This window comes from Streptomyces sp. ActVer (assembly GCF_027270795.1).
GTDB lineage: Bacteria > Actinomycetota > Actinomycetes > Streptomycetales > Streptomycetaceae > Streptomyces > Streptomyces umbrinus_A.
The window spans coordinates 1-12,797 of record NZ_JAPWHT010000306.1 but is presented as its reverse complement, the minus strand read 5'-3'; the positions used below and the strand labels follow the sequence as shown (position 1 = coordinate 12,797).

11 protein-coding genes and 1 tRNA gene are annotated in these 12,797 nt (G+C 68.7%); 10 read left to right on the top strand and 2 right to left on the bottom strand.

Features of this window, described 5'->3' with window-relative positions; translation table 11 throughout:
* Nucleotides 1-280: 280 nt before the first annotated feature.
* Nucleotides 281-511 carry a hypothetical protein gene (locus O3Q52_RS36405; RefSeq protein ID WP_269652889.1) on the bottom strand — a complete coding sequence of 77 codons (231 nt, stop codon included), beginning with the start codon at nucleotides 509-511 and terminating at the stop codon, nucleotides 281-283.
* A 282-nt stretch (nucleotides 512-793) separates the two neighbouring features.
* On the opposite strand from O3Q52_RS36405, the gene O3Q52_RS36400 reads away from it, so the two are divergent.
* Together O3Q52_RS36400 and O3Q52_RS36395 are read left to right on the top strand one after the other, a co-directional pair.
* The gene (locus O3Q52_RS36400) at nucleotides 794-2,260 is read left to right on the top strand and encodes an alkaline phosphatase PhoX (RefSeq protein ID WP_269652888.1); all 1,467 of its coding nucleotides are present in this window, start codon (nucleotides 794-796) and stop codon (nucleotides 2,258-2,260) included.
* A gap of 95 nt (nucleotides 2,261-2,355) precedes the next feature.
* Nucleotides 2,356-3,258, top strand: coding sequence for a LysR family transcriptional regulator (locus O3Q52_RS36395; protein ID WP_269652887.1), 903 nt, complete (start codon nucleotides 2,356-2,358; stop codon nucleotides 3,256-3,258).
* Between the two features lie 26 nt (nucleotides 3,259-3,284).
* Here the strand turns inward: O3Q52_RS36395 and O3Q52_RS36390 are convergent, their stop codons facing one another.
* Nucleotides 3,285-4,064 carry an SDR family oxidoreductase gene (locus O3Q52_RS36390; protein WP_269652886.1) on the bottom strand — a complete coding sequence of 260 codons (780 nt, stop codon included), beginning with the start codon at nucleotides 4,062-4,064 and terminating at the stop codon, nucleotides 3,285-3,287.
* Between the two features lie 247 nt (nucleotides 4,065-4,311).
* On the opposite strand from O3Q52_RS36390, the gene O3Q52_RS36385 reads away from it, so the two are divergent.
* The 8 genes from O3Q52_RS36385 (at nucleotide 4,312) to O3Q52_RS36350 (ending at nucleotide 12,721) form a co-directional block, all read left to right on the top strand.
* Nucleotides 4,312-4,381: transfer RNA gene (locus O3Q52_RS36385), tRNA-Arg, on the top strand.
* A 368-nt stretch (nucleotides 4,382-4,749) separates the two neighbouring features.
* Nucleotides 4,750-6,333, top strand: a complete 1,584-nt coding sequence (locus tag O3Q52_RS36380) for a TROVE domain-containing protein (protein WP_269652885.1) — start codon at nucleotides 4,750-4,752, stop codon at nucleotides 6,331-6,333.
* Nucleotides 6,334-6,430: 97 nt separating this feature from the next.
* Nucleotides 6,431-7,081, top strand: a complete 651-nt coding sequence (locus O3Q52_RS36375; RefSeq protein ID WP_269652884.1) for a GntR family transcriptional regulator — start codon at nucleotides 6,431-6,433, stop codon at nucleotides 7,079-7,081.
* Between the two features lie 14 nt (nucleotides 7,082-7,095).
* Nucleotides 7,096-8,112, top strand: a complete 1,017-nt coding sequence (locus O3Q52_RS36370; RefSeq protein ID WP_269652883.1) for a 1-aminocyclopropane-1-carboxylate deaminase — start codon at nucleotides 7,096-7,098, stop codon at nucleotides 8,110-8,112.
* Nucleotides 8,113-8,348: 236 nt separating this feature from the next.
* Nucleotides 8,349-9,389: a LacI family DNA-binding transcriptional regulator gene (locus O3Q52_RS36365; RefSeq protein ID WP_269652882.1), complete on the top strand. Its 1,041-nt coding sequence runs from the start codon at nucleotides 8,349-8,351 to the stop codon at nucleotides 9,387-9,389.
* 153 nt (nucleotides 9,390-9,542) lie between these two features.
* Nucleotides 9,543-10,823 carry an ABC transporter substrate-binding protein gene (locus O3Q52_RS36360; RefSeq protein ID WP_269652881.1) on the top strand — a complete coding sequence of 427 codons (1,281 nt, stop codon included), beginning with the start codon at nucleotides 9,543-9,545 and terminating at the stop codon, nucleotides 10,821-10,823.
* Between the two features lies 1 nt (nucleotide 10,824).
* Nucleotides 10,825-11,853: a carbohydrate ABC transporter permease gene (locus O3Q52_RS36355; protein ID WP_269652880.1), complete on the top strand. Its 1,029-nt coding sequence runs from the start codon at nucleotides 10,825-10,827 to the stop codon at nucleotides 11,851-11,853.
* Nucleotides 11,843-12,721: a carbohydrate ABC transporter permease gene (locus tag O3Q52_RS36350; protein ID WP_269652879.1), complete on the top strand. Its 879-nt coding sequence runs from the start codon at nucleotides 11,843-11,845 to the stop codon at nucleotides 12,719-12,721. The genes O3Q52_RS36355 and O3Q52_RS36350 overlap by 11 nt, the downstream gene beginning before the upstream one ends.
* The last annotated feature ends 76 nt before the right edge of the window (nucleotides 12,722-12,797 follow it).

Below are 12,797 nucleotides of genomic sequence, written 5' to 3'. Positions count from 1 at the left end.
AAGGCTCGGTCGCAGCAAGGGGGGTAGGGGGGTTCTTCGCCCCCGCGGCCCCTTCCCATTCCCGTCCCTTTTCGGGGGCCAGCCCCCGAACCCCCGCTCCTCAAACGCCGGAGGGCTAAAGATTGCGCGGCCGGGCCGAACCTCTATAGCCCAGTCCAGGCACACTCAGCCCGTCCGGCGTTTGAGGACAAGGCCGTTCAGGCCGATGCGGGGGTCTGGGGGCGGCAGCCCCCAGGGACGGGACGGGTAGGGGCGGCGGGGGCGAAAGAAATCCAGGTCGTCAGGACTCGTCCTCGTCCTCGCCCATAGCCAGGACCCGGACCTGGACGCCCTCCAGCTCGTCCGGGACCACGTCCTCTGGGCGGAGCCGGTCGCGGGGGACCTTGCGGGTGACGAAGACGACGATGACGTCCTCGCCGGACTCCTCGTCGCGCCCGCTCCCGACACCGGTCACATTGGCCAGCGCCATCAGCCGTTCCTCATGGCGGTGGCTCGCCTGACGCGCGTCCACTTCGGCTCGCCTCCCATGGGTGGTCGTACGGGTCCTTGGTATGGAGATTATTCCGACCAACAGTTCGCATGCGAGGACTGTTGGGCCGTACGGGGCGGCATTGCTCCGGACGGGCGGAAGAGGCCGGATCCGCCCGGATTCACGCAAGCGAGCCCTGGGAAGTCGGCCCGCGTTCAACCGGCGTTCAGTCACGGGCGGGACGGTGTGGCCGACAGTCGGGTCCGCCACCCTCCACGCGTCACCGCCTCGCCACGGTCACACTCCACCGTCACAGGAGACAGCATGTCGCTCACCCGCAGGGACTTCGCCAGACGATCCGCGATCACCGGCGCCGGTGTCGCCCTGATCGGCAGCGTCGGCACACTCGCCACCGCGCCCGGCGCCCTCGCGTCCACGGACACCGAGACCACGGGCGATGCCGACGACGATCCCGCCCACGCCGACCGGCACGGCGGAGCCGTCGGCTACGGCCCGCTGCTGCCCGACCCCAAGGGCGTCCTCGCGCTGCCCGCCGGGTTCCGGTACCGCGTCATCACGTACAGCGGGAAGACCAAGCTGGAGTCGGGCGAGTTCACCCCCTCCAACCACGACGGCACGGCCACCTTCGACGGCCCGCGCGGCACGACCCTCCTTGTCAACAACCACGAGCTGAAGGGCCCCCGCGCCAACTGGAAGTACCCCGTCCCGCTCACCGAGGGCCTCGTCTACGACCCGGCCGCGTCCGGCGGCTGCACGGTCGTCGAGGTGCGTCCGGGCGGCGCGGTCGCCGAGTGGGTCGGCATCGCGGGCACCTCCACCAACTGCGCGGGCGGCAGCACCCCCTGGGGCACCTGGCTCACCTGCGAGGAGAACTCCGACCGCGCCGGCGTCAACGGCATGACCAAGGACCACGGCTACGTCTTCGAGGTCGACCCCTGCGACCGCCGTGCCAACCGGAGCCCCAAGCCCCTGAAGTTCTTCGGCCGGTACGACCACGAGGCCGTCGTCATCGACCCCAAGCGCGGCCACGCCTACCTCACCGAGGACGCGTCCGGCCCCAACGGCCTCTTCTACCGCTGGACCCCGCCGAAGGGCTTCCACTACGGCCCCGGCCGGTTCCGTACCCTCGCCGACGACGCGGGCGTGCTCCAGGCGCCCAAGTGCTACGACTCCGGCGGCCGCCCGGTCGACGACCTCTCCCGCGCCACCAAGATCGGCACGGTGTACGGCGTCGACTGGGTCGACGTCCCCGACCGCGACGCGAAGACCGTCGCCGTGCGCAAGCAGTTCGGCCCCGGCGAGGTCACCCGCGCCCGCAAGCTCGAAGGCATGTGGTGGGGCGACGGCGGCGCGTACATCGTCTCCTCGTACGCCCGTGAGGAGAGCCCCGTCCAGCACGACGGCCAGGTCTGGTTCTACGACCCCAAGCGCCGCACTCTGACCCTCAAGGTCCTCCTCGGCGTGAACCCCGACCCCTCCAAGGACGGCGCCTTCGACGGCCCCGACAACATCACCGTCTCCCCGTACGGCGGCCTCGTCATCGCCGAGGACGGCGAGGGCGTCTCGCACCTCTTCGGCGCGACCGACAGCGGCCGTACGTACCCCATCGCCCGCAACGACCTCAACATCGGCTCCGAGGAGGAGCCCGAGTTCAGCGAGTTCACCGGCGTCACCTTCTCGCCCGACGGAAAGACGCTGTACGCCAACATCCAGGAGCCGGGCATCATGCTGGCGATCACCGGTCCCTGGCGGCGTCAGAAGCGCGGCTGAGCTCCGGTTTCGTACGCAGGTCCCTCGGACGTGGAGTAAACCCGTCGCCTCCCGTGTTGTAACTCCTATTACAACGCGGGAGGAGACCGGAGTCGATGAGCCTTCGCCAGTACGAGTACGCCCTGGCCGTTGCCGAGGAGGGCTCGGTGACGGCGGCGGCGGAGCTGCTGCACGTCGCTCAGCCGTCGGTGTCCCAGCAGATCCGCGGCCTGGAGCGGGAACTCGGCGTGCAGCTGTTCGCCCGCACGCCGACCGGACTGGTGCCCACCGTGGTCGGCCGCGCGTTCCTGCGGGAGGCGGAAGTCGCGGTCAGCGCGTCTCGGCGGGCCAGGGCGACGGCACGGGCCGGTGCCGACGAGCTGGTGGGCGAGCTGGTCGTCGCGGCCCAGATGGGCTTCGGCACGCGGCAGTTGCCGGGCGCGCTGGGCACGCTGCGTCGCCGCTTCCCACGGCTTGAGGTCACCGTCTTCGAGGAGCCCAGCTCCGCCGAGCTGGAGCGGCTGTGCCGTCGGGGCGTGCTGAACCTCGCCCTGATGGCGGCGTGCGAGCGGAGCCCCTCCGACGCCCACCACCTCGGCGACGAGAACTTCGTCGTGGTGCTGGGCGCCGGGCACCGGCTGCTCGCCGCGGACCGGGTCGAGCTGCGCGAACTGGAGGGGGAGCCGTGGGTGAGGTTCGACCGCGACAGCGCGCTCGACGGCGTGCTGCTGAACGTGCTGCGGGACAACGATCTGACCCCGACCCCGGCCGCCCGTGTGTCCCAGACGGCGACGGCCGTGCGCTGGGCCGCCCACGGGCTGGGGGTGACGCTCGTACCGGCCTCCGCGGTGCCCCACGGTTACGAGCACCTCGTGCGCCCGGTGTTCCCGGTCGTGTCCCAGCCCGTCATCGCCGTGCTCCGGCCCGGCGCGGGCCCGGCGGAGACGGCCCTGCTCGAACTCCTGCGCAAGGAGACCTGGTCCGAGTCCGCTTCTGATTCCTTCTCGTCGGTGTCCTGACGGCCGAGCAGGAAATGCCGTTGGCGTCAGCCCCTGGGGAATTCGCCGCCGTCCACCACGAGATTGCTCCCGGTCACCCAGCTCGCCAGGTCGGACGCGAGGAACAGCACCGCGTTGGCGATGTCGTCGGGCCGGCCGTCGCGCCCCAGCGGCACGGTGGTGTTGTTCTGGCCCTGCGTCGGGTCCAGGCGCGCCCACTGCTCCCGCGTCAGTTCGCCGCCGGGGGTGGCGGTCCTGCCGGGAGTCACGGTGTTGACCCGGATTCCGGACGGGGCCAGCTCCAGGGCCAGGCCCCGGCTGTAGTTCTCCAGCGCCGCCTTCGCCGCCGTGTAGTGCAGGAACGGGGGTGGCGTGGCGGGGACCGCTGCCGAGGAGACGTGCACGATCACCCCCGAACGCCGTTCCCGCATCCCCGGTACCAGCAGCGAGTCCAGTCGCACCGAGGCCAGGTAGTTCAGGTCCAGTTGGTCCTGCCACTCCTCGTCGGGGATGGCGGAAGTGCTCGCGTACGGTTGCGCCCCACCCGCGTTGTGGACCAGGACGTCGACCCCGCCGAGCACCTCCCGCGCGGCCGTGGCGAGCGCCTCCGCGCCGGCCCGTGTGCGTACGTCGGCCGCCACGAAGGCTGCCCCCTCCGGCACCGTGCTCGTCGCCGACCTGGCGGTCGTGAGCACCTCGGCACCCGCGTCCAGGAGCTGGCGCACGATGGCCGCTCCTATTCCGCGAGAACCACCTGTGACCAGGGCTCGCTTTCCCTTGAGTTCTTGGAGTTCTTGCGTTCCTGATCCGGTTTCGACCGTGGTCATTCCGCCTGCTCTCTCAGTTGTGCGGATACGTCGTGGTGAGTACCTCGTCGAGCTGGTTCACCGTACGTTCGGAAAAGAACGAGGGGTAAAGACGTAAAGTCAGCAGGTGGTATAGGGAGTTCCTATGGCGCCTGCGGCGGCCGAGTTCTCTCCGCCTCAGGGTCCTCGCGTGAAGGTGATCTGTCCGGTACACCCCTCCGGGAATAATCGTTCGCCCGACGTGCGGTGCCCGTCCTAGAGTGATGAACGTCCAGGTGCGAAGGCAGGACCTACTTCCACTCCTAATGGGGAGGTCGCGGGTTCGAGTCCCGTCACCGGCACAACGCGCCGGTGTAGCTCAGGGGTTAGAGCACCTACGTCGGTTCCGCCGGCCTTGAACTCTGGACACCACAACTTCATGCACCTCCCGGTGCGATGGCGGCGGCTACTTCTCTTCCAAAGAATCCAGGCCGCCGCCGACTTGATCTCGGGAGGCGCAGCAAATGGTGTGTGCCCGGTGCGAAGGCAGCGGATACTTCGGGGACTTGGTGGGAAACCGTGCGGGTTCGAATCCCGTCATCGCTTCGGGCGATGTGGCGGAAACGGAAGACGCGCCAAGTGATAAGACCGCCGCCGACCTGACCTCGGGCACGCTCCATTTGCTGTGCTTCCCTCCGAAACACCACTGAATTCGGGGGAATTCATCATGGCGCGATTCAACACCAAGGCGGCCAAGGCCCAGGGCACTTCGCGGGTCACCTCGACCGGGCGCGTACTGCGCACCTACGAGGGCGGCCGCGGCCGTGAGCGCGACGCGCGTTCCGAGCTCTTCCTGCTGGCCATCGCCAACCTCGTCTCGCAGAACACCTTCTACGAGACCGGCGACGCCCGGGACGACCGGTTCGCCGCGCTCGTCCGTGAGCTGGCCGTCAGCGACCCGTCGTGGACGGCGAGCATGCTGGCCTGGCTGCGCGGCGAGGGCAACATGCGGACCGCGTCCATCGTCGGCGCCGCCGAGTACGTCAAGGCGCGCCTCGACGCGGGCGCCACGGACGGACCGGCGAACCGGCAGGTCGTCGCATCCGTTCTGCGGCGCCCCGACGAGCCCGGCGAGCTGCTCGCGTACTGGACCGCGCTGTACGGCCGCAACATCCCCAAGCCCGTGAAGCGCGGCATCGCCGACGCCGTACGCCGGCTCTACAGCGGCAAGTCGCTGCTGAAGTACGACACGGCGTCCAAGGGCTACCGCTTCGGCGACATCCTCAACCTCGTGCACGCGGCACCGGACCCGGACAAGCCGTGGCAGGGCGAGCTGTTCCAGTACGCGCTGGACCGTCGGCACAACCCGGACACCGCGGTCGTACCCAAGTCGCTGCCCGTTCTGGCGGCCCACCGTGACCTGATGGCACTGCGGCCCGCCAAGCGGCGCAAGGTGGTGACCGGTGCGCACGGCGCTCAGCGTCTCGCCGACGCGGGCATCACCTGGGAGGCGCTGGCCGGCTGGCTGCAGGGACCCATGGACAAGGCCGCCTGGGAGGCCGTGATTCCGTCCATGGGTGCGATGGCGCTGGTCCGGAACCTGCGCAACTTCGACGAGGCCGGGGTCTCGGACGAGGTGGCTGCCCAGGTGGCCGCGAAGATCAGTGACCCGGCGGAGGTCGCGCGTTCGCGGCAGTTCCCGTTCCGGTACCTCGCCGCGTACCAGCACGCGCCGTCGCTGCGTTGGTCGTACCCGCTGGAGCAGGCGCTCGGTCACTCGCTGGCCAACGTGCCGGCCCTGGGCGGTCGCACGCTCGTACTCGTCGACCGGTCCGGGTCGATGTTCTACTCGCGGCTGTCCGACCGCTCGGAGCTCAACCGGGCCGACGCGGCGGCGATCTTCGGTACGGCGCTCGCGCTGCGGGCGGCGGACGCGGATCTCGTCGAGTTCGGGACGAGCAGCAAGCGGGTGAAGTTCCGTCAGGGTGAGTCGGTACTGAAGGTGCTGGAGCGTTTCGGCGACCTCGGCGGGACGGATACGACCGAGGCCGTGAGGAAGCACTACAAGAAGCACGACCGCGTGCTGATCGTCACGGACGAGCAGGCCACGTACAGCCACTACGGCGACCCGACCGAGCAGGTTCCGGCGCATGTGCCGGTCTACACCTGGAACCTTGCGGGGTACCGGGCGGGGCACGGGCCGTCGGGGGCGGGGAACCGGCATGTCTTCGGTGGTCTGTCGGATGCGGCTTTTCGGATGGTTCCGCTGCTTGAGGGGGCTCGGGACGCGGACTGGCCCTGGGCCTGTTGAGTGAGCCCTGCTCTGTTGCTCTGTGTGAGTGCGGCCCGTACTTCGGTGCGGGTCGCACTCTTGTGTGGGATCGGTCTGACATCTAACATTTTAGTTTATGGGAGCGATACGGCCCGTGCCCCGGACCCTGCTCAGGGACCGTGCGTACGAGGCGATACGGGACGCCATCGTGGCCGGCGACATCGCGCCGGGCGCCGTCGTGCGGGACGCCGAGCTGGCCGAGCGGCTCGGGCTTTCGCGGGCGCCCGTGCGGGATGCCTTCTCGCGGCTCGTCGACGAGGGCCTGCTGGAGTCCAAGCCGCAGAGCTACACGCGGGTGACCCCTGTGGTGGCCGCCGACGTGCGGGACGCCGCGGCCGTCGTCGGCGCCATGCACGAGCTGGTCACCCGGGCGGCACTGCCCCGGCTTCGCCCCGGCCACATCGGTGCCATGCGGGAGGCCAACGCGTGCTTTGCCGCGGCCGTGCGCGACGGTGACGTGTCCGCCGCGCTGCGTGCCGACGACGAGCTGCACGACGTGCTGGTCCGGGTGAGCGGGAATCGTGCCGCCGCCGCCACCGTCGCCCGCTACACCCCGCTCATCCGGCGCCTGGAGCGGCGCCGGTTCGGCGAGGGTGGCAACTGCCGTTCGGCCGGGCTGCACGACGAGCTGATCGGCGCCTGTGCCGTCGGCGATGTGGACGAGGCCGTCCGTGTCACGGCGGAGATCTGGCGCGGCCTCGAAGACCTGGCCGATCTCGACACCTGATCCGTGGAGGACTCATGTCTCTGGCTTCGTACGAGCGTTATCCGCTGTTGTTCGGGCCGTCGCCCGTTCATCCGCTGGAGCGGTTGACCGGGCATCTTGGTGGGGCCTCGCTGTGGGCCAAGCGGGAGGATTGCAACTCCGGGGTCGCCTATGGGGGGAACAAGACCCGCAAGCTGGAGTATCTGGTTGCCGACGCGCTTGCCAAGGGGTGCGACACGCTTGTGTCGATCGGGGGCGTGCAGTCCAATCACACTCGGCAGGTTGCGGCCTGTGCCGCGCGGGCCGGGCTCAAGTGTGTTCTGGTGCAGGAGAGTTGGGTGGAGTGGCCCGACTCCGTGTACGACAAGGTCGGCAACATTCTGATCAGCCGGCTTGCGGGGGCCGATGTGCGGCTCGTGAGGGCCGGGTTCGGGATCGGGTTCAAGGAGAGCTGGGAGTTGGCTCTGCGGGAGGTTGAGGAGGGGGGTGGGAAGCCGTATGCCATTCCCGCCGGGGCCTCCGATCATCCTCTTGGTGGGCTCGGGTTTGCCGGGTGGGCCTATGAAGTGGCCGAGCAGGAGCGGGAGTTGGGGGTTTTCTTCGACACTGTGGTGGTTTGCTCGGTGACCGGGTCCACTCAGGCGGGGATGGTTGCCGGGTTCCGTGCGCTGGAGGAGGCCGGTGGGCGGTCGCGGCGCGTCATCGGGATCGACGCGTCGGCTGCTCCCGCCCGTACCCGTGACCAGATCGCCCGGATCGCCCACGGGACGGGGCAACTCATCGGCGTCAAGGCCGAGTTGACCGAGGTGGACGTCGAGCTGGACGAGCGGTATCACGCTGGGACTTATGGCATCCCGGACGAGGCCACCCTGGATGCCATGCGACTCGCCGCCCGCACCGAGGGCATGGTCACCGACCCCGTCTACGAGGGGAAGTCGATGGCGGGGATGGTCGATCTGGTGGCTCGGGGGGAGATCGGGCGGGGCTCGACCGTGTTGTACGCCCATCTTGGGGGGCAGCCTGCCTTGAATGCCTACAGCGCTTTGTTCTGAGTGCCCGCTGCCGCTTGCGCCTGGGTTCGTGGGTGGGGCGGGGCCGTGCCGGTATGTCACGTTCGCGACTGCTGGGCGTACTGCCCTGAGTTTCAGGGGTGGGCGTTTCCAGCGGGAGCTGTACGTCGCGAACGTTGACATACCGGCACGGCCCCGCCCCTGTGCGTTGGCGGCTGCGGGGATTTGGGGGTGTTCCCTCGGGGGGTGTGTCGTGGTGGGCGGTTACAGTGCACTTCGTGCGGGGTGATGAGCGGCTGGGGTTGGGTGGCGGGCGGTCCGATGGCGGGCGTCGGCGGGCCACCATTCATGATGTCGCCCAGATGGCCGGGGTGTCGCGGCAGACTGTTTCGCGGGCTGTCAATGACAAGGGTGAGATCGATCCGGGGACCAAGGCGCGGGTGCTGGAGGCCGCTCGGGTGCTGGACTATCGGCCCAGCCGGTTCGCGCGGGGGCTGGTGCGGAAGGGGACCGTGACGGTGGGTCTGGTGATTCCGGACCTGATGAATCCGTTCTTTCCCGAGGTGGCTGCCGGGGTGTTGGAGGCCGCCGAGGTGCGTGGGTGGCAGGTGGTGGTGTGGGACTCCCGTACCGATGAGGCTCGGGAGCGGGAGGCGCTTGATGTGCTGTCCCATCAGGCCGATGCCGTTGTGGGGTATTTCAAGAACGAGGACGACGTGCTGGCGCGGCGGCTGGGTGGTGTGCCGTTGGTGCTGTTGGAGCGTGGGCCGCAGCGGACTCGGTTCGGGGCCGTCGGGATTGATGTTGCCGGTGGGATGGAGCAGGGCGTCGCTCATCTGGTTCGGGCCGGGCATCGCAGGATCGGCATGCTGGACGGTGAGCGGAGCGAGGTCCCCGGTGAGCGCCGGGAGGCGTTTCTGAGCGAGGTGCGGCGGCATGGGCTGGCTGTCGATGACAGTTGGGTCGTGCTGTGCCCGGAGCAGAGTGTGGCCGGTGGTGAGGCGGGTGCGGAGCAGTTGCTGCGTGTCCGGCCGGAGGTCAGTGCTGTGGTTGGCTTCAATGACCTGATTGGTGTTGGGGCCATGCGGGCCGCTCGGCGTAGAGGGCTGCGGGTTCCGGATGACCTGGCTGTTCTGGGCTTTGACGGGCTTTCCCTGGGCGAGCTGGTGGAGCCTGCCCTGACCACCCTGCATATCGACAAGCGGCGGTTGGGGCGGCTGGCCGTCGAGCAGGTGGCGCGGCTGCGGGCCGGCGAGGAGCCGCTGGGCGGCGGGGACGCCTGGGTTGTTCCCGAGCTGGTCGTGCGGGCCTCCGCCTGAGTTTCCGGCGCGACAACAGATAGCGCTTACACATGTCTTGACACTCATTTTCGGCCGCCTCGATACTCGACGGCAACGTTCACGTGAACGTTCACGGAGCTCGACATCGTTGTCCCTCCCGAAAGTGAGTGCGCGCCTATGCCACACCGAACGATGTCCCGCAGGGGGCTGCTGGGCGCCTCCCTCGGCGCCGCGCTGCTCGGTCTCCCGGGATGCGGGGCGGGCAATGGCTCGGCCTCCGCGGGCACCGATCATCTGAGCCTCTGGTACTGGAAGGGCTCACTGAGCGACAAGCTGCTCGCCACCGCCCGGCGTGCCGTACCCGGTGTGCCGGGGCTGAAGGTGAAGGGTTCTCAGATCCCCGACGGGGACATCGACTCGAAGGTCCGTACGAGTCTTGCCGCCCGTGCCTATGTGCCGGATCTGACGGTCGTGAACTCCGACAACCTCGCCACGTTCTTTCCCGACGAGAACGAGTTTCTTGACCTGCGGACGCTGGGCGCGGAGAGCGTGCGTGATCAGTACCTCGACTGGAAGTGGAAGGGGTGCTTCGCTCCTTCGGGGCGGATGATCGGCTTCCCGCTTGATGCCGGACCTACCGCGCTCTACTACCGGCGGGATCTCTTCCGGCGGGTCGGGCTGCCCGACGAGCCGCAAGCCGTTGCCGAGGAGATCTCCACCTGGGAGAAGTACCTCGACGCCGGGCAGACGCTCCGGAAGGGGCCCGGCAAGCCGTACCTGGTCAGCAATATCGGCAACGTCTTCCAACAGGTCCTGCTCCAGAGCCCCAAGCAGTTCGTGGACGCCGACAACCGGTTCATCGGCGACCAGGCCCACGTCAAACGTGCCTGGGACCTGTCCGTGGAGATACTCCGGCAGGGGCTCAGCGCCCGGATCGTGGACGGCACGTCCGACTACAACGCCGCCATGGGCGGGGGACGCGTCGCCTCGATGACCACGGCGGTGTGGGCCATCAACGGGCTGAAGGACACCGCACCGAAGACGTCCGGGGCCTGGCGGCTGACCACCATGCCGGACGGGCCCGCCAACTACGGCGGGTCCTACGTCACCCTGACCCGCTACTGCCGTGACCCGGAGGGCGCCTTCGCCTTCATGAAGTGGCTGCTCGGCCCGGCGAACCAGCTCAAGAGCTACCAGGAGATGGCCCTGTTCCCCACCACTCCCGCCGCCTACGCCGACGCCGCGATGCACAAGCCGGACCCCTTCTTCGGCGGTCAGCGGCCCATCGACGTCTTCGGCCCGGCCGCCCAGAAGGCTCCCGTTGTTTATTTCAGCCCGTACGAGGAGACCGCCAACACCCCGTTCTTCCAGGAGCTGACCAACGTGGAATCGCTCGGCAAGAAACCCGACCGGGCCTGGCGCGACGCGGTTAACACGGCCGAGACCACGCTGTCCCGGCTGGGGGTGAGCTGACATGGCCACGGTTCTCGACTCGGCCCGCGCGTCGGCGGACGATGGCGGAGGAGGGCGGGCGGAGGGCCGCCGCTCTCGCGCCACCGCTCCGGGCGGGCGGCGGCGACATGGGCCGCCCCTTCTCGCGATCTCGCCGTTCTATGTGCTGTTCGCCGTCTTCGGCGCCTTCCCGGTGGTCTTTTCGCTGTACCTGTCCTTCCAGGACTGGGACGGCATCGGTGACATGCGATTCGTCGGCCTCAAGCAGTACGGGTGGCTGCTCGAGGACTCGGTGTTCTGGCACTCGGTGCTCAACACCTTCGAGATCTGGTTCCTGTCCACGGTGCCGATGCTGTTCCTGGCCCTGGTGCTCGCGTTCCTGCTGCACTCGCAGGTCCGGTTCACCGGCGCGTACCGGGTGGCGTACTTCATCCCCAACGTCACCTCGATGGTCGCCATGACCGTCGTCTTCGGCTCGGTCTTCGCCCAGACGGGCCTCGCCAACTCGGCGCTGAGGATGGTCGGGATGGACGGCGTCGGCTGGCTGTCCTCCGAGTGGGGCATCAAGGTGTCCCTCTCCATCATGATCATCTGGCGGTGGGTCGGCTACAACGCCCTGATCTTCCTGGCGGGCCTCCAGGCCATTCCCACCGAGCACTTCGAGGCCGCCCGCGTCGACGGCGCCAACAGCTGGCAGACCCTCTTCCGGGTCGTGCTGCCGCAGCTGCGGCCGGTGGTCCTCTTCGCCGCCGTCACGTCCACCATCAACGGCCTGCAGATCTTCACCGAGTCCCAGGTGCTGTTCCAGTCGACCGATGTCGGAACCATCGGCGGACCGGGCCAGGAAGGTATGACCATCGTGCTCTATCTGTGGCAGAAGGCCTTCAAGGACCACCAGTTCGGCTACGGAGCCGCGATGGGCTGGCTCCTCTTCGCGATCATCGCGGTCTTCACCCTCATCAACTGGCGGCTGGTCTCCGGCTCCGACCGCGAGGACCGCCGCGGACTCCGGTCACTGCTGCGACGCAAGGGGGCCCGCAATGGCCGTTGACGGCAAGGAGCGGACCACCGGTAGTGCGGGGCTCGCCATCGGCTCCGGCAGTCGGCTCACCCGGATCTGCGTCCGGGGGGTGCTGCTGCTCGGTGTGCTGATCTCGCTGTTCCCCTTCTACTGGCTGGTGGTGATGGCCTCCGGCACCACGGAGGACATCTACAGCTATCCGCCCAAGCTGGTACCGGGATCGCATCTCCTCGACAACATGGGGCGGGTGCTCGACACCGTCGACTTCTTCGGCTCGCTGTTCAACACCGTCGTCGTCGCCGTCGTCGGGACCGCGCTGGTGCTGTTCTTCGACTCGCTGGCCGCGTTCGCCTTCGCCAAGTACGAGTTCCCGGGCAAGAAGTTCCTGTTCGGTGCGTTGCTGGCCACGTACATGATTCCCGCGCAGCTCTCGCTGGTGCCGCAGTTCGTCACCATGGCGGAGTTCGGCTGGGCCGGCTCGCTGACGGCGCTGATCATTCCCGGTGCGGCCAACGCCTTCGGCATCTTCTGGATGCGCCAGTACGCGCAGAACTCGCTGCCCGACGAACTGCTGGACGCCGGGCGGATCGACGGCGCCGGTTTCTTCCGGCTCTACTGGCAGGTCGCGATGCCGTTGTTCCGGCCCGCGCTGGCGTTCCTCGGCATCTTCACCTTCATCAGCATCTGGAACGACTACATCTGGCCGCTGGTCGTCATGATCGACCCCGACAGGGTCACCCTCCAGGTCGCCCTGGCGAACCTCAACGTCCTCTACAACACCGACTACTCCCTGGTGATGGCCGGTGCGTTGATGAGCGTCGTCCCGCTGATCATCGTGTTCCTGATCGGGGCCCGGCACTTCCTCCGGGACCTTGCCGCGGGGGCCACGAAGATGTGACCCGGACCCACGTCACCACGAACGCGCGGGGCGCCCCCCCCTTGTACGCCGGCGGCGCGTGGCTCGCGCCGGGACG